Source organism: Pseudoglutamicibacter albus, assembly GCF_031458175.1.
Taxonomy (GTDB): domain Bacteria; phylum Actinomycetota; class Actinomycetes; order Actinomycetales; family Micrococcaceae; genus Pseudoglutamicibacter; species Pseudoglutamicibacter albus.
The window spans coordinates 1,258,839-1,275,115 of sequence record NZ_JAVDXX010000001.1 but is presented as its reverse complement, the minus strand read 5'-3'; the positions used below and the strand labels follow the sequence as shown (position 1 = coordinate 1,275,115).

Here is a 16,277-nt window from a genome sequence, read left to right as displayed (position 1 = left end):
CAACCATGTTGCGGTGAAGTGGTCCCGGAAGGGGCCGCGCGGCTCATAAGAGAAGGGGAAGATCATGACACAGAACGCACCGGAAGGCGAATACTGGTTCAACACCTCAACCGGTGAGGTGGAGAAAGGCCCGCAGTCCATCGGGTCCCAGCGGATGGGCCCCTACCGTAGCGCGGAAGAAGCATCACGCGCCTACGAGATCGCGGCAGAACGCACTCGCGAATGGGACGAAGAAGACGAAGACTAGTAATGGGGAGCCAGACCCGCGAAATAGCCCGCTAGGTCCGCGAAGCCCGGGAAGACCCTAGAAAGCCAGCCACGGCAGCAGGCATGCAATGAAGGAGCATTGAGTGAACCGTCAGCAAGACTTCGTCCTCAGAACCATTGAGGAGCGCGATGTCCGATTCGTCAGGTTGTGGTTTACCGACGTTGTGGGCTCGCTTAAATCTGTAGCGCTCGCCCCAGCGGAGGTCGAAGGCGCGTTTCGTGAAGGGCTGGGTTTCGACGGTTCTTCGATCGAAGGGCTTTCCCGGATTTTTGAGTCCGATATGCTCCTGCAACCGGACGCTACAACGTTTCAATTGTTGCCGTGGAGAGGCAACATCGAGCCGACCTCCCGCATGTTCTGTGACATCTTGACCCCCGATGGCGAGCCATCGTTGGCGGATCCGCGCCACGTCTTGAAGCGACAGGTTGAAGAGGCCGCAGACATGGGGTTCACGTGCTATACGCATCCGGAAGTCGAGTTCTACCTGCTGCGCAGCGATGAGATGGACGCCAACGGGCATCCTCAACCGGTCGATTCGGCGAGCTACTTCGACCACGTTGCCGGCGGCATCGCACAAGACTTCCGCCGCAAGGCCGTGACCACGCTCGAAGAAGTCGGTATTTCCGTTGAGTTCTCCCACCACGAATCGGGGCCGGGACAAAACGAGATCGACCTGCGCTACACCGATGTGCTGACCACCGCGGATAACCTCATGACCTTCCGCACCATCATTAAAGAAGTCGCGCTACTGCAAGGTATCTATGCGACGTTCATGCCTAAACCGTTCTCACAACACCCCGGTTCCGGTATGCACACCCATTTTTCGTTGTTTGAGGGTGAACGTAACGCATTCTTTGAAGGTGGCCGGGAATATCAACTCTCCACCACGGCACGCCAGTTCATCGCCGGCGTATTAACTCACGCGCCGGAATTCACTGCGGTCACCAACCAGTTTGTGAACTCCTATAAACGCTTGTGGGGCGGGGGAGAAGCGCCAAGCCACATCTCGTGGGGCCACAACAACCGCTCCGCCCTCGTGCGCGTCCCGCTGTATAAGCCAGACAAGGGCCAATCCGCCCGCGTCGAGTACCGCGGCATCGATTCGGCCGCGAACCCGTATCTGGCCTACGCATGCATCCTGGGTGCTGGACTCAAAGGTATCCGCGATCGATACGACCTCGGCGACCCAACCGAGGAAGACATTTTCTCGCTCACAAGCCGAGAACGCCGCGTGCTTGGCTTGGATCCGTTGCCCTCCACGCTGCATGAAGCGATCCACGTGATGGAGAATTCCGAGCTGGTTGCTGACATCCTGGGCGAGTGGGTTTTCGATGCGCTGCTGCGCAATAAACGAGCCGAATGGGACGAATACCGCCAAGACATTTCCCCGTTTGAACTGCGCCGTTACTTGGGGATGCTGTAGAAGAATCCATGACCCATCCACAAGAGGATAAACATCCATCCACCGTCGAGGCATCCAGCGTTGCCTCTCCCGCGATTGGCTCGTCGACCGTTGACTCTCCCGGCATTGACTCTTCTACCATTGACCGCGCGGTTCGCGCCGCCGGATTCAACGATTCGAAGCGTGCGCGGGCACTGTTGAGGTCTAAAGAGCTCACGAATATCGATCACGTGAGGGTGCTTGAAGCGCTACGGGCTACCGCTGACCCGGACATGGCCTTGCTGAACGTGATCCGGTTACTTGAGCGGGTGCCCTCGCTGGCAGAGACAGTGGAAGATCCGCAACGGAATCAGCCTCTGTTCATGCTCGCTGGCGCCTCAGAGGCACTCATCGACTTCGTGCTGCGCCACCCCGACCAAGCCGAAGCGTTCAGTATTGCCCGGCCAAGTGAATACGAGCCATCGGATCCCAGTGGGTTGCGCGCCAAGATGCTCACCGCCGTCGGCGCTGACCCGCAATCCGATGTTCCGATCGCCGCTGTAGCCGACGACGCCACCGTCGCAGCACTGCGCGTGGCGTATCGAGCGGAGCTTCTGGACACCGCGATGAAAGACGTGTGCGCCGATGACGCCGCAGAGTCGGTGCGGATGGTTGCGGCTGAACTTGCAGACCTCGCGGCCGCGGCCGTTGACGGGGCGCTTGCGATCGCCTACCGGCACGTGGCTGACACGTATCCGGACACCGATGTGACCCAGGTGCGGTTGGCCGTGATCGGGATGGGTAAATGCGGCGCGAGAGAATTGAACTACGTCTCTGACGTTGATGTCATCTATGTGCATTCGGTAAAGGAAGGCGCTGAGACGCAGGCCGTTGAACGCGCCGAGGACATCGCGGCTAACCTCACGAAGGCGATGGGACACATCGTGGGTTCCACCGGCAAGGAACCTGCGTTATGGGAGCTGGATGCCAACCTTCGGCCTGAGGGTCAAGACGGCGCGATGTCACGCACGCTGGCCTCGCACCTGAACTACTACAAGCGCTGGGCGGAGCACTGGGAGTTCCAGGCGCTGCTGAAAGCCCGGCCGATTGCAGGCGATACCGCGCTCGGAGACGAGTACATCGAGGCGATCTGGCCGATGGTGTGGGAAGCCTCTCGCCGCGACGGCTTTGTTGAAGCAGTGCAGAAGATGCGCCAGCGAGTCACAGATAACATTCCGCAAGCCGAGGTTGAGAGGCAGATCAAGCTCGGACCGGGCGGGCTGCGTGACGTCGAGTTCACGGTGCAGCTGCTGCAGCTTGTGCATGGCCGCGTGGACGAGGGGTTACGGGTGCGTGGCACGTTGGAGGCGCTCGATGCGTTAGCAAGCGCTGCCTATATCTCGCGCGATGATGCCCGCCAGTTCAGCGCGGACTACAGGTATTTGCGTAGCTTGGAGCACCGGATTCAGCTGGTTCGGTTGCGGCGTACACACGCGATGCCGAAATCGGAGGCCGAGCAGAGGGCGCTCGCCCGCGGTGTCGCCTCGCCTGATGAGCGGCAGGTTGTGACTGCCGAGAACATGCTGACGGCGTGGCGGAAGATCAAAGCACGTGTCCGTGGCCTGCATCAGAAGATTTTCTTCAGGCCGTTGCTGGCCGCAGCCGCCGGCCTACAGGATGATGAAGTGCGGCTCACCCCGGGGGCCGCTCAAGCGCGTCTGAAGGTTTTGGGCTATGCGGATCCGAAGCAAGCGATGCGCCACATCGAAGCGCTGACCGGCGGGATCTCGCGTACCGCAGCACTGCAACGGCACTTGCTGCCGGTCATGTTGGAATGGTTTGCCGATGGCGTGAGCCCGGATGCCGGCCTGCTTGGTTTCCGGCGGCTTTCTGACGCGTTGGGCTCAACCCCGTGGTTCATGTCTATGCTGCGTGACTCCCCGGCGGGTGCGGAACGGTTGTGCCGCATCTTGTCGACGTCGCGGATGGTTGTGGATCTGTTGGAGGTATCGCCGGAGGCGACCGCGTGGCTCGGCAACGACTCTGATTTGCAACCGCGTAGCTGGGAGCGGTTGTGGAAGCAGGTTTCAGCCAAGCTGGATAGGCATGAGGACGCCGCCGATGGCGGTATGCAGTTGGTGAGGACTGCGCGGCGGCGGGAGTTGTTGCGTGTTGCTTTGGCTCACGGTTCTGGGCTGATCGACGTTGAAGAATTAGGCAGGGCGCTGTCAAACGTGGATCAGGCCGCCGTGATGGGGGCTTGGCATGTTGCTCGGCGGCAAGAGGTAGCCGAGCATGGCGAACTCGCTCAGTTCGCAGTGATTGCGATGGGCCGGCAAGGTGGCGCGGAGATCGGTTACGGCTCTGACCTGGATGCGATGTACGTGTACGAGCCTGTCGAGGGGGGTGACCCTGAGGCGGCTAAACAACAGGCCAACCGTATGGCTTCAGCTTTGGGGCATCTGCTTTCGGGTTCGTTGACGCCACCGATCCTGGCAGAGCACCGGCTGAAGATCGACGTCGATCTACGCCCTGAAGGTAAAAACGGTCCGCTCGTGCGCTCGCTGGACTCCTATGCCGACTATTACGAGAAGTGGGCAGAAACCTGGGAACGGCAGGCTTTGTTGCGTGCCCGCCCGTTCGCAGGCGATGAGGAAGTTGGAGCTAAGTTCGTTGAACTGATCGACCCGGTGCGGTATCAGCACGGCCTCTCAGAAAAGGAACTCCAGGAGATCCGGCGAGTCAAAGCACGTGTTGAGGGAGAGCGGTTGCCGCGCGGAGTGAATCCACGCCGGCACGTGAAGTTGGGGCCAGGCGGTTTGAGCGATGTCGAGTGGCTGGTTCAGTCGATGCAGCTACGTTTCGCTAAACGCTACCCGGGCTTACAGACCACGAACACGTTGGAGGCGTTGCGTGCAGGCCATCAGGCCGGGCTCATCAGCCAAGAGGACGCCGAGAGCCTCGAGACCGCCTGGAAGTTAGCGACTGACGTGCGTGCTGCCAACATGGCATGCACGGGCCGGGCCTCGGACTCTTTCCCCTCGAGCCGCTCGGAGATCTCTGCAGTAGCGACGTGGATCGGCTGGGGCAAAGACGCCGGGCCTGAACTGGAAGAAGCGTGGCTACGTGTTGCGCGGCGGGCCCGGCAAGTCTTCGAGGAGCTGTTCTACGGCGAACAGCCACGGTGAAAGCCATGGTAAACAGCGCCGCGGCGAGCAGCGCCGAGCACAGCGGTTAACTGTTGAGGGGCTAGGAACCACATGGTTCCTAGCCCCTCAACATGCCTGGTTTAGAGCGAGTAGTAGAGCTCGTATTCCAGCGCCGTGATGGCAGCCATCATAGGGCGTACTTCGTTTTCGTATTTATCCTCGATCCAGGTTTCGATGAGGTCTTCGGTGAAGACGTCGCCTGCGAGCAGGAATTCGTGGTCTTCACGCAACGCTTCGAGCGCCTCGGAGAGGGTCTCTGGTGCCTTCTGGATGTCTGCGGCTTCCTCTGGTGGGAGCTCGTAGAGGTCCTTATCGATCGGGTCTGCCGGTTCGATGCGGTTACGGATACCGTCCAAGCCCGCCATGAGCTGGGCCGCGAAAGCGAGGTATGGGTTGGAGGAGGCATCCGGTGCACGGAACTCGAGGCGCTTGGCCTTCGGGTTGGATCCGGTGATCGGGATGCGGATACCGGCGGAGCGGTTGCCTTGCGAGTACACCATGTTCACTGGCGCTTCGAAGCCTTTGACGAGGCGTCGGTAGGAGTTCACGGTCGGGTTCGTGAACGCCATGACCGCCGATGCGTGGTGTAGCAGGCCGCCGATGTACCAGCGGGCCGTGTCGGAGAGGTTCGCGTAGCCGAGCTCATCGTAGAACAGCGGCTTGCCGTCACTCCAGAGGGACTGGTGGCAGTGCATGCCGGAACCGTTGTCGTTCTGTAGCGGCTTCGGCATGAACGTTGCGGTCTTACCCCACTCTTGAGCGACGTTTTTGACCACGTATTTGAACTTCATGAGGTCATCTGCCGCATGCACGAGCGTGTTGAACTCGTAGTTGATCTCTGCTTGGCCTGCCGCACCGACTTCGTGGTGTGCACGCTCAACCTTGAGACCCACATCGGTGAGCTTGAGCGAGATGTCATCCCGCAGGTCAGCTTGCTTATCGTTAGGGGAGACCGGGAAGTAGCCGCCCTTGGTGCGCATCTTGTGGCCAAGGTTTCCGCCCTCTTCCAAAGCGGAGGTGTTCCAAGCAGCTTCTACGGAGTCGACGCTGAACCCGGTGTTGTGCGGTTCAGTCGAGTAGGTGACGTCATCGAAGATGAAGAATTCGGCTTCGGATGCGAAGAAGGCGGTGTCAGCGATACCGGTCGATGCGAGGTAGGCTTCAGCCCGTTCCGCGACGCCGCGTGGGTCACGGCCGTACGGCTCGCCCGTGCGTGGATTGACCACCGAGAAGGTCATGACGAGGGTCTTCGCCGCACGGAACGGGTCAACGAACGCGGTCTTGATGTCCGGGATCAGCTGCATGTCCGAGTTCGCGATCCCTTCGAAACCGCGGATCGAGGACGCATCGAACAGCTGGCCGTTGACGAAGAAGTCTTCGTCAACCGTCGAGGCCGGCACGTTGAAGTGGTGCTGCATGCCAGGCAGGTCTGTAAACCGAATGTCGACGAACTGCACCTCCTCTTGTTCGATGAAGGTCAGTACTTCTTCGGTTGACGTGAACACGTCTGTAGCCTCCTAGGCATGGTGTGTGGTCCGTTGAGAATGAGCGGTCCTCACATCCCAGTTTAGTCAATAACTCGTTCGCCTTGGTGGTTTTGCCGGGGCGGGGGCTTGGTTTTGTGAGATGAACAGGTTTTCACCCATGCAGAAGCCAGGGCGGTTAGGCGCAGTGGGCGGTGGGCTCGCCACGTAGAATGAGGCCTATGGCCAAGAAACCTGAGAATGAACGCGAGACCCGCGTCACGCGAGCCGATATCGGTTCGTGGATTAGTGGACCCCCACAAACCCATAACAGCGAATATCCCGGTGCGGGGCTTGGCCGCCCAGAATCTGGCCCTGGCGCGGTAGGGCGCATGGGCCCACGCATCCTGGCTTTGTTGATCGACTGGGGGCTTGCGATGGGCGTGTCTTGGCTCATCAGCCGCGACCAGCTGCCGTGGCTGAACCTTGTGGTGTTCGTGGTCATGACGTTGGTCATGCTCACGATCTTTGGGCGCACCATAGGCCACTGGATTCTAGGCATGCAGGTCCAGCGCCTCGACGGCACCCCAATCTCGCCGCTGGACGCCCTGATCCGCACTGTCTTGCTGCTTCTGGTCATCCCTGCCGTGGTGATGGACGCGGACCAGCGAGGTGTTCACGACCGCGTCCGCGGCCTCGTGCTCACTGTGGTTCGCGGCGGGGAGCGCGGCCGCATCGTCCGCAAATAAGCCGATGGCGGTGGAGAGGAAAACTCCACCGCCATCGGCTTATTAGAGGGCAGGACTCCACGCTAGGAGACCAACTGGTTGGCTTCCGAGCTAGCCGTTAATTGCCGCGCAATGCACGGCGGGACATGCGTGGTGGACGGTTAGGGTCCATACCTTTAGGGATAGGTGGCTTGGACAAACGCAAGGTTGAGAGCCGCTGATCAACAGCACGGACTTCCTGACGGGAGATCGATTTAGGCAGGCTCTTCATCGTCTTGGAAACCTCAGGCAACGGAGTCTGGTTCTTACCGGAGCCTGAGTTGATGATCGTTACAGGAACGCCGCGGACCGCGCGCTCAACGTCGCGGCGAACACCCTCAACGAGGGAACGGACCCGGCCGTTAGGGCCTTCCGTGACCAGGACAACACCAGGGCGGCCAATAGCCATGAACACGAGGTCCTGGGTACGAGGAGAGACCGCGACCGGTTCTTCCTTCAAAACCCATCCTCGGCGCAGAACAGACATCGCCGCACCGGCGGCACCGGGGCGGCCTTCGATCTTCTGGAACGCGACCTTCTCACCGCTGCGCGACATGTACAACATCGCGAGCATGAGGCCAATCACGAGGCCGAGGATCAGGAACGTGATCCAGTTCTTCAGCAACCAGCCGATACCGAAACCGATCGCACCGGAACCCAACACGATAGCCAGCATGATCCACGGGAGGGCTGGCTTCGCTTCGCGGGTCATCCGGAAGATTTCACGGATCTGACCGCCGCGTCCCGATTCTTTCTTTTCAGCGCGGGCACGCTTCTTGGCGTCTTTAAGCGCCTGCTTCTCCGCTTTTTGTTGTTCACGCAGCTTCGCGATCTGCTCGCGAGCGTTCTGATCAAGTCTGGCCATAATGCACCATTCTAGACGGTCACGCCGGTAATGCTTGAGCTAACGCGGGACTGTGCTCTATTCTTTAGCGCCGGCTGTCGATTCATGTGTCTGGAAACGGATCCGGGAAGATTCGACGTATTCAGGGTAGCTCTGGTTCCCCGGGTCCTTCATGGCAGGGCGGCGCACATGCATCCACAACTGCGTGCCATCCACGGTGGAAGGCTTGTCAGATTTCTTAGATTTATCGGATGCAGCTTTTTTCGAGTTGAGGTCCTTGACCTGATACAAGCACCAACCCGTGACTGGAGCCCCAGATTCAGGCGCGGACAACGGGGTGATATCGAAATCTTCGTATGCATCGACCTTGTTGAGATCTTCAGCATAGGCCGCAATGACCTGATGCGATACCCCCGGTACGTAGCTCGATGCGCGCGAGACCTGGATCCACGAACAGCTCGGTTCGTTCATCGTGGTCTCGCCTGGTGTCACCTCAACCTGCGCCAGGAGCCATCCCGTGCCTTTCGGCGGATCAGGTAGCCCTTGTGGGTTCACGAGAACCTGTTTGATAGTGAACGCGTGTTCAAGAACCGGGTCCTTGAGTGTATGCGCGCTCACGGGGGTGAGGTCTTTCGGCCACGCATCGAGCTCCTCGGAGGGTTCTTCGCTCGGTGTAGGGCTTGCCGATGTACTCGCAGACGTGGTCGGTGTCGGTTCAGCCGGTGCCGGGTTTTCCTGGGATCCGCACGCACCCAGGGCTGCCAAGGCAAGCAAACCCACCACGGTAACGGTAGCTATCCGCGGTATGGGTTGGCTGGTGGGCGTTTCAAACATTGATGGCAGACCCCGTCGCTCTGGATTCCGTTGCCTTAGACCTTCGCATTCAGCTTCGGCGGTTGCTGAGTTAGACGAGCGAGGCGGCTTCTTGACGTGCCGAACCGGTGTCGTCGATGTGGCTGAGGTGGGACGGGATCTCCCTGCCGGTGTTCTTCATGGCGCGAGCCCACAAACGCCCAGAACGGTAGGAAGAACGGACCAACGGCCCAGCCATGACGGCGCCGAAACCGATCTCTTCTGCTTCTTCGCTGAGCTCAACGAACTCAGCAGGGGTGACCCACCGGTCTACCGGTAGGTGCAGCTGTGTTGGGCGCAGGTACTGGGTCAACGTGATGATGTCGGTGCCGGCCTCGTGCAGATCACGGAGGGCCTCAGAGATCTCTTCGCGGGTTTCACCCATACCGAGGATCAAGTTGGATTTGGTGATGAGCCCGCGGTCCTTGCCGTAGCGGATCACGTCCATGGAACGCTCGTAGCGGAATGCGGGGCGGATGCGTTTGAAGATACGCGGCACGGTTTCTACATTGTGCGCATACACCTCAGGGCCGGATTCCACGATCTGATCGAGGGCGGCCGGCTCGCCGTTGAAGTCGGGGATAAGCAGTTCGATGCCGGTGTTCGGGTTCAGCTCATGAACCTTACGTACGGTTTCCGCATACAGCCATGCCCCGCCATCGTCGAGGTCGTCACGTGCCACACCGGTTACGGTCGCGTAGCGTAGCTGCATCTCACGGATCGACTCAGCGACTTTGAGCGGTTCGGTTGGGTCGAGCGGCTGTGGTTTGCCGGTGTCAATCTGGCAGAAATCACAACGCCGGGTGCACTGCGAGCCGCCGATCAAAAACGATGCTTCGCGGTCTTCCCAGCATTCAAAAATATTAGGGCAACCGGCTTCCTCGCACACGGTGTGCAGGCCTTTAGCATGGACGTCTTTCTTGAGGCTCACGTATTCAGGGCCGATGTTGAGCTCGGCGCGGATCCACTCAGGCTTCCGGTCCACAGGGACAGCCGCGTTGCGTGCTTCGACGCGCAAAAGACGGCGGCCTTCTGGTGCTGGGGTGCTCATGCTTGAGTGTTCTCCTTGATGTTTTGCTGCTCAGATTCGTTCTCGGGTGTGGTAACCACGGGGGCAAGCTCCTCCAAGAGGTGCCCGCTTAAGGACTCAACCACATCGGCCACTTCGATGTTCCTGCCTGCCTGCAACGCCATCGTGGTGACTCCGGCATCCTGGATACCGCACGGAACAATCACATCGTAGGGGGCGAGGCTGTTGTTGACGTTGAGGGAGAGCCCATGCATCGAAACACCGTTATCGATGTGGAGGCCGATCGCGGCGATCTTCTCATCCTGTACGCCCTCTTTCAGCACCCAGACGCCCGCGCGATGCTCGACGCGCTGGGCGGTGATCCCGAAATCAGCGACAGTCTTGATGATCGCTTCTTCCAACGCCCACACGAAGGATTTGATCGCGGCACGATCCCGTAGAGGAACGATCGGGTAGGCCACCAGCTGGCCGGGGCCATGCCACGTAATGAGACCGCCGCGGTCAACATCGACTACCGGGGTTCCGTCAGTGGGGCGATCGGAATCTTGTGTGCGGCGGCCCGCTGTGTACGTTGGCGGATGCTCCAGCATGATCACGGTCGGCTGAACATTCCCGGAAACTACCTCGTCATGGATCCGCTGCTGCAGACTCCACGCCTTCATATACTCCACGGCGTCTTTGCCATAACCGGGTTCCAACACGTTGATGCTCATGCTCTCCAGCATAATCCCCACGACCGCGCACACCGGAGTTAGGGGATAACGCCGGGGACTACGTGGCCTGTGAATAACGGAAAATCTGTGTCTAGACGCCCTACCTGTGGACAACCGAGCAGGGAAGGCGGGAAATGCTGCACACTGAATCCAGAACGTCCACGGATTGAGTTTTATGACGCGGAGAGTGAGGGCACCATGGCATACGAGCCCCAAGACCCAGACGCTCACGGTAGCGATCCCGAAGGCTGTGAGCCTGAAGCCAGTGAGCCTGAAGCCACTGATTTTGAAGACTCAGAGCATGAGGATGCTCCACTGAGCCGGGATGACCCGTTCATGCGAGTCATTACAGGTTCTGATACCTCGCCGGATTTGAGCCGTGACATCCGCCAGTACCTTCGCTCAGGTGGGGAAGCGGATGTGCATTTTGAAAACTATGACGGCCTGCCGGCTGCCGTACGGAGGGTCAGAGCAACCGCCCAGCACGATATGCCGAGCCCTCCGGCGGCGTGGGATCACCCGCACCTGGTCAAGATTCTTTCCGACGCCGAAGATGTTTATCGTGAGGAGGCGCCAGCTGGGACGGCTGCTGAAGACACGCGGCGGCTCGTGATGGAAGCTGTCCCTGGAGGGTCAGCGGCTGATCTGATCGAGGCGCGAGGCTCGCTTCCGGTAGGGGAGGCGGTGACGTTGCTCGTGCCGATCGCCCAAGCCTTGACACACCTTCACGCGCACGGCGCGGTGCACGGAGATGTGAGCCCGCAGAACGTGATGTTCCGGGCCGACGGAGCCCCGGTTTTGATCGATCCGGGTAACGCACGTTCCCTCGGGGCGGCGCCTGCCAAAAGTTTCACTGAAGGGTTCGCACCAGCAGAGGAAGTAGCGGATCAAGCCCGCGACGTGTGGGGTTGGGGAGCTCTCGCCTGGTTCGTTGTGACAGGGGAGCCACCAGCTGCAGCCGAACACCGTGTTCCGTTGCCTCTCACGGTCAAGGGCATCGACGAACGCTTCGCGCAACTGATCGATGATTGCTTATCAGTTGATCCGCGCGAACGCCCAGCCGCAGAGGAGCTTGCCCCGGAGGTTTTGGCTGTTCAAGAACCAGAGCCGTTGAACATTGACGAGGCTGTACGTGCCGAGGGGCGGGCCTTGATGCTGACTCAACACAGGCCTGGCAAACGCGCAGCTGGCGCCAGGCTTGGTTCGCGTTTACGTGGAGCGAAGATCACGCCAACCACGGCGATCATCGGGGTCGCAGCACTCGGAATGCTCACAGTTGCCGGACTCATGGTTTTCGCTGGCCCGCGTTCGCAGGATGCCGCGCAAGCTACGCAGACTACCGTAGCGAAGCCTGTAGCGAGCGCATCCAGCACCGAGGACGCGCCAGGCAAACAAGCCGGATCGAGTCAGCGTGCATCAGAGGATGAACGACTCACACGGGCCGATGTCGAAAAACAGCTTAAAGCACGGATGGCTGCGCTCAAGCAGCGTGACGTAGCGGCTTTAGACAAGGTCTATACCGTAAAGGCCGCCGGTTTGAAGAGTGATCGGCAGATGCTTGAGAAGATGCAAGCAGAGAAGCAGCGGTTTGCAGGTGTCGAGATGAAGCTGGAACGCGTGAGCATCGATACCAAGCAGAAGAAAGGCAAGCTTGCTTCAGCGGTTGTTGAAGTGAAGCTGAAGGCTCACTCGATAGAAACGGAGACTGGCCGCGTTGTTTCTCGCGAAGCAGGCCGTACGGATGTTCTTGATGTGGGCTTTAAACGCGTTGGCCGCAGCTGGAAGATAGAAACCATCGCAGCTGCGGCCAAGCCTAAAGGATAGCGGTTTAGCGGCCCAAGATAGCGAAGAAGATGGTGAGGAAGCCGAGGCCACCCACACCGTGGGCGAGCCCAGTTGGGACTTCCTGGCCCTTCTTTGCCTTGCCGTAGCCGATGAGTGCGCACACCAGGATGATTAGACCCAACAGGAACTTGATGCCGAACCACATGTGGTTGATCTGGCCGCCGATGGCCATTGTGGTGCCGAACATGCCAAGGCCGGTGACTACCTGGATGATCGCGCCGTAAACCTGCCACACGGTCACGGTTGCTGGCTTGAAATGAGTGAGCCAGCTACCAACAATCGCGGCCAGGCCAACCATGTGCAGGGCCAGGAGAATATCTTGCAGTACGTGCATGAAAAGGTCCTTGTCCAAGCGGGAGCTTAGGTAGAAATCTAGGAATGTGGGATCCGCGGTACATGGCTCCGGGGCCGCTACCTGACGGTTGCGGCCCCGGGATCATGTCAATACGCGGACGGCTAGCAGTCTTAGAGGCCGAGCTCTGACGCGAACTCTGCGTTCTCAAGCTGCGCCTTGACGGTCTGCAGGAAGCGACCCGCGTCAGCGCCGTCAACGAGTCGGTGATCGTAGGTCAACGACAAGTACATCATGTGGCGAATAGCGATCGCGTCATTGCCGTATTCGTCGGTGACAACGCGTGGACGCTTCTCGATAACACCGGTACCCAGGATTCCGACGTTTGGCTGGTTGATGATCGGGGTATCGAACAGCGCACCGACCGAACCGATGTTGGTGATCGAGAAGGTCGAACCAGCCAGGTCAGACGGGCTGAGCTTGTTGGTGCGTGCCTTCTCAGCGGATTCGGCGATCTTCTTAGCCACGCCGGCCAGCGACAAGTCGCCGGCGTCTGCGATGACCGGAACCAACAGGCCACGTTCGGTGTCCACAGCCATGCCGATGTGCTCGGCGTCGTGGTAGGTGATCTCCTGCTTCTCCTCGTCGTAGGAGGCGTTGAACGCAGGGATCTGGGTCAGAGCGTGCGTGACGGCCTTCGTGATGAACGGCAGGTAGGTCAGGTTGACGCCGTGGGTCTGCTGGAAGGAAGCCTTAGCCTGCTTGCGCAACTGCACGATACGGGTCATGTCGACTTCCTGGACCTGGGTCAGCTGGGTCGAGATGTCCAGCGACTCACGCATGCGGGAAGCGATGACCTGACGGATACGTGGCGCCTTGACGGTGGTGCCACGAACCTTGAGCGCCTCAGACGAAGGAACATTCGAAGGTGCTTTCGCTGCAGAGCCGGAAGATGCCGAGCCAGCGGATGCAGCCGCCGAAGCTGCTGGCTGCGAAGCGGAGGCGGACTTCTGCTTCTCAATCGCTGCTTCAACATCCTGCTTGCGGATGCGGCCGCCAACGCCGGTACCTTCGATCGAGTTCAAGTCAACGCCGTTGTCGTTGGCGAGCTTGCGGACGATCGGGGTCACGTAGCCGGCAGCGGACTTATTAGCTGGTGCCGATGACGTTTCTTCCTTCGAAGCAGGCTCAGGCTGAGCCTCTTCCTGAGGTTCGTCTTTGGCCTCTGGCTTGGACTCTTCAGCTGCTTCTTCAGTAGCCTCGTCTGCCGAGGATTCTTCCTCAGCTGGTTCCTCGGAAGCTTCTTCCTTCGAATCATCGGAGGAGGAAGCGGAGCCGGAACCGACGACCGCCAGGACCTGGCCAACCTCGACGTCCTCGTCTTCTTCGACCTTGATCTCAAGCAAGGTGCCTGCCACAGGGGAAGGGACCTCGGTATCGACCTTGTCGGTGGAGACCTCGATGAGTGGCTCGTCAACGTCGACGGAGTCGCCGACTTCCTTGAGCCAACGGGTCACGGTACCTTCGGTCACGGATTCGCCAAGCTCAGGGAGCTTGATCTCGGTCTTCTCGCCAGAATCCTCAGCCCCGGAATCCTTGGAACCAGACTCATCGGAGCCGGAATCCTCGTTGTCTTCAGCAGCGGAGTCTTCTTCAGCGGACTCTTCCTCTGCCGTGGATTCTTCGGCCTCCTCGGCGGAGTCTTCACCGGAATCGTCGGAGTCGCTATCGGAGCTACCTTCGCCATCGCCGATCACGACCAGCGGGGCGCCTACCTCGATGTCTTCGTCTTCATCAACGAGGATCTCCTGGATAACGCCAGCTACTGGCGATGGGATTTCGGTGTCGACCTTATCGGTGGAGACCTCCACCAACGGTTCGTCTACTTCGATGGAATCGCCGACGGATTTCAGCCAGCGGGTCACGGTTCCTTCGGTAACTGATTCGCCCAGTTCGGGCAGGTTCACGGTCTCAGACATCGGAACTCACTCCTGTTCTATGCCCCGCGAATTCTGCAACCGGCGGAGCTGTCTTGATCACGTTACCCAAGAAACTGTGATGTCCCCGGGCCGTCAATGGTTGTGGTGATAACGCTATACGTATAAGCCTAAGCCGCCGGTGAGCCCGAAAGCACGTGCGATGTCCTCTTGTGTTCGAGCTCACCGGCAACTATAGAGCGTAAGAGCTAGCCGTGGAGAGGCTTTCCGGCCAATGCCAGGGCAACCTCGCCCAGGGACTCGTTCTGGGTTGGGTGGGCGTGGACGAGGTGAGCGACGTCTTCTGGGTATGCTTCCCAGTTCACAATCAGCTGTGCCTCACCGATCTGTTCACCGAAGCGGCCACCGATGCCGGTCACACCCACGATAGGTCCTTCCTTGACGCGGATCATCTTCACGATGCCGCCGGTGCCGAGGATCGAGGACTTACCGTTGCCGGCGAGGTTGTATTCGGAAACCTCGATGTTGTCCTTACCGAACTTCTCTTCAGCCTTTGGCTGCGAGTAGCCAACAGACATGATCTGTGGCTCGCAGAAGGTGACCTTCGGGATGTTGATGTCTTCAACGATGATCGGGTTCTGGCCGGCGATCTCTTCGGCAACGAAGATGCCGTGCTGGTAGCCGCGGTGTGCCAGCTGGACGCCTGGGACGATGTCACCGATCGCGTAGATGTTACCGACCCCGGTGTGGAGGCGCTCGTTGGTGATCACGAAACCGCGGTCGACCTCGATGCCCTGTTCTTCGTAGCCGAAGCCTTCGGTGACAGGTGCGCGGCCAACAGCAACCAAAACGAGCTCTGCTTCGAGCGAGGTGCCGTCAGCGAGCTTGACGGTCGCCTTCTCGTCATCCTGGGTGACTTCTTCGAAGAAGACGCCGGTCTTGGACTTGATGCCCTTCTTCTTGAACTCGCGTTCAAGGACCTTGATGATCGCCGGGTCTTCGTTCGGTACCAGCGATGGGAGGCCCTCAACAACGGTCACGTCAACGCCGAAGGAGTTCCACATGGATGCGAACTCGACGCCGATCACGCCGCCGCCGAGTACGATCGCGGACTCCGGAAGGTAATCCATCTCGAGTGCCTCGGTGGAGGTGATGACGCGGCCGGTGATGTCAATGCCCATGGTCTTGGTTTTGGAACCGGTAGCCAGGACGATGTTCTTGCCCTTGTATTCGGTACCGTCCACAGTCACGGTGTCAGGGCCGGTGAGCTTACCTTCACCTTCGATGACCTCGATCTTGCGCATCTTGATCAGGCCGGACAAGCCACGGAACTTGCCCTGGACGATACCGTCCTTGTTCTTCTTGACGGTAGCCATGTCGATGGAGTCAAGAGTCGTGTTGACGCCGTACTTGGATGAGGTGCGAGCTTCGTCTGCGAGCTCTGCGGAGTGCAGGTACGCCTTGGTTGGGATACAGCCGGTGTGCAGGCAGGTGCCGCCCAGCTTGCTGCGCTCAACCAGGCCAACCTTCATGCCCAGCTGTGCTGAGCGAAGAGCTGCTGAGTAGCCGGCGGAACCTCCGCCGAGGACCAACACGTCAAATTCTGTCGTTGCCGATTCGGCCACGGAATGCTCCCTTAGGTCGGTGTTGAGATGCTTCTATTATGTTAGCCCCTG

Annotated in this window: 13 protein-coding genes; 5 read left to right on the top strand and 8 right to left on the bottom strand. The window is 59.7% G+C overall.

Annotated features, from left to right (window positions below):
* Nucleotides 1-64 precede the first annotated feature (64 nt).
* The 3 genes from J2S67_RS05545 (at nt 65) to J2S67_RS05535 (ending at nt 4,837) form a co-directional block, all read left to right on the top strand.
* Entirely contained in the window at nt 65-247 is a 183-nt protein-coding gene (locus tag J2S67_RS05545; protein WP_035754496.1) for a hypothetical protein, read from the top strand.
* A gap of 103 nt (nt 248-350) precedes the next feature.
* On the top strand, nt 351-1,691 hold the full coding sequence (gene glnA / locus J2S67_RS05540) for a type I glutamate--ammonia ligase (protein ID WP_035754497.1): 1,341 nt from the start codon (nt 351-353) through the stop codon (nt 1,689-1,691).
* A gap of 8 nt (nt 1,692-1,699) precedes the next feature.
* Entirely contained in the window at nt 1,700-4,837 is a 3,138-nt protein-coding gene (locus J2S67_RS05535) for a bifunctional [glutamine synthetase] adenylyltransferase/[glutamine synthetase]-adenylyl-L-tyrosine phosphorylase (protein ID WP_310247040.1), read from the top strand.
* Nucleotides 4,838-4,938: 101 nt separating this feature from the next.
* On the opposite strand, the gene glnA (J2S67_RS05530) is transcribed toward J2S67_RS05535, so the two are convergent.
* A complete protein-coding gene (gene glnA, locus J2S67_RS05530; RefSeq protein ID WP_310247037.1) occupies nt 4,939-6,363 on the bottom strand; it encodes a type I glutamate--ammonia ligase in 1,425 nt (474 codons plus the stop codon).
* Between the two features lie 200 nt (nt 6,364-6,563).
* Between glnA (J2S67_RS05530) and J2S67_RS05525 the strand changes: the two genes are divergently transcribed.
* Nucleotides 6,564-7,070 carry an RDD family protein gene (locus J2S67_RS05525; protein WP_070490512.1) on the top strand — a complete coding sequence of 169 codons (507 nt, stop codon included), beginning with the start codon at nt 6,564-6,566 and terminating at the stop codon, nt 7,068-7,070.
* 97 nt (nt 7,071-7,167) lie between these two features.
* Here the strand turns inward: J2S67_RS05525 and J2S67_RS05520 are convergent, their stop codons facing one another.
* From J2S67_RS05520 to lipB, 4 genes are all read right to left on the bottom strand, one after another.
* A complete protein-coding gene (locus J2S67_RS05520) occupies nt 7,168-7,953 on the bottom strand; it encodes a DUF4191 domain-containing protein (protein ID WP_035754499.1) in 786 nt (261 codons plus the stop codon).
* Nucleotides 7,954-8,010: 57 nt separating this feature from the next.
* Nucleotides 8,011-8,712 (bottom strand): hypothetical protein, encoded by a 702-nt coding sequence (locus J2S67_RS05515; RefSeq protein ID WP_070507096.1) that lies wholly within the window; start codon nt 8,710-8,712, stop codon nt 8,011-8,013.
* Between the two features lie 124 nt (nt 8,713-8,836).
* Entirely contained in the window at nt 8,837-9,835 is a 999-nt protein-coding gene (lipA, locus tag J2S67_RS05510; RefSeq protein WP_035754501.1) for a lipoyl synthase, read from the bottom strand.
* Entirely contained in the window at nt 9,832-10,539 is a 708-nt protein-coding gene (gene lipB, locus J2S67_RS05505; RefSeq protein WP_275435963.1) for a lipoyl(octanoyl) transferase LipB, read from the bottom strand. The genes lipA and lipB overlap by 4 nt, the downstream gene beginning before the upstream one ends.
* Before the next feature lie 186 nt (nt 10,540-10,725).
* Here lipB and J2S67_RS05500 point away from each other — a divergent pair, with 186 nt between their 5' ends.
* Nucleotides 10,726-12,351 carry a protein kinase domain-containing protein gene (locus J2S67_RS05500; protein ID WP_239446413.1) on the top strand — a complete coding sequence of 542 codons (1,626 nt, stop codon included), beginning with the start codon at nt 10,726-10,728 and terminating at the stop codon, nt 12,349-12,351.
* A gap of 4 nt (nt 12,352-12,355) precedes the next feature.
* Here the strand turns inward: J2S67_RS05500 and J2S67_RS05495 are convergent, their stop codons facing one another.
* From J2S67_RS05495 to lpdA, 3 genes are all read right to left on the bottom strand, one after another.
* Nucleotides 12,356-12,706, bottom strand: coding sequence for a hypothetical protein (locus J2S67_RS05495; protein WP_035754502.1), 351 nt, complete (start codon nt 12,704-12,706; stop codon nt 12,356-12,358).
* A gap of 131 nt (nt 12,707-12,837) precedes the next feature.
* A complete protein-coding gene (sucB, locus tag J2S67_RS05490; RefSeq protein WP_310247021.1) occupies nt 12,838-14,643 on the bottom strand; it encodes a 2-oxoglutarate dehydrogenase, E2 component, dihydrolipoamide succinyltransferase in 1,806 nt (601 codons plus the stop codon).
* 206 nt (nt 14,644-14,849) lie between these two features.
* Nucleotides 14,850-16,226, bottom strand: coding sequence for a dihydrolipoyl dehydrogenase (gene lpdA, locus J2S67_RS05485; protein WP_035754504.1), 1,377 nt, complete (start codon nt 16,224-16,226; stop codon nt 14,850-14,852).
* Nucleotides 16,227-16,277 lie beyond the last annotated feature (51 nt).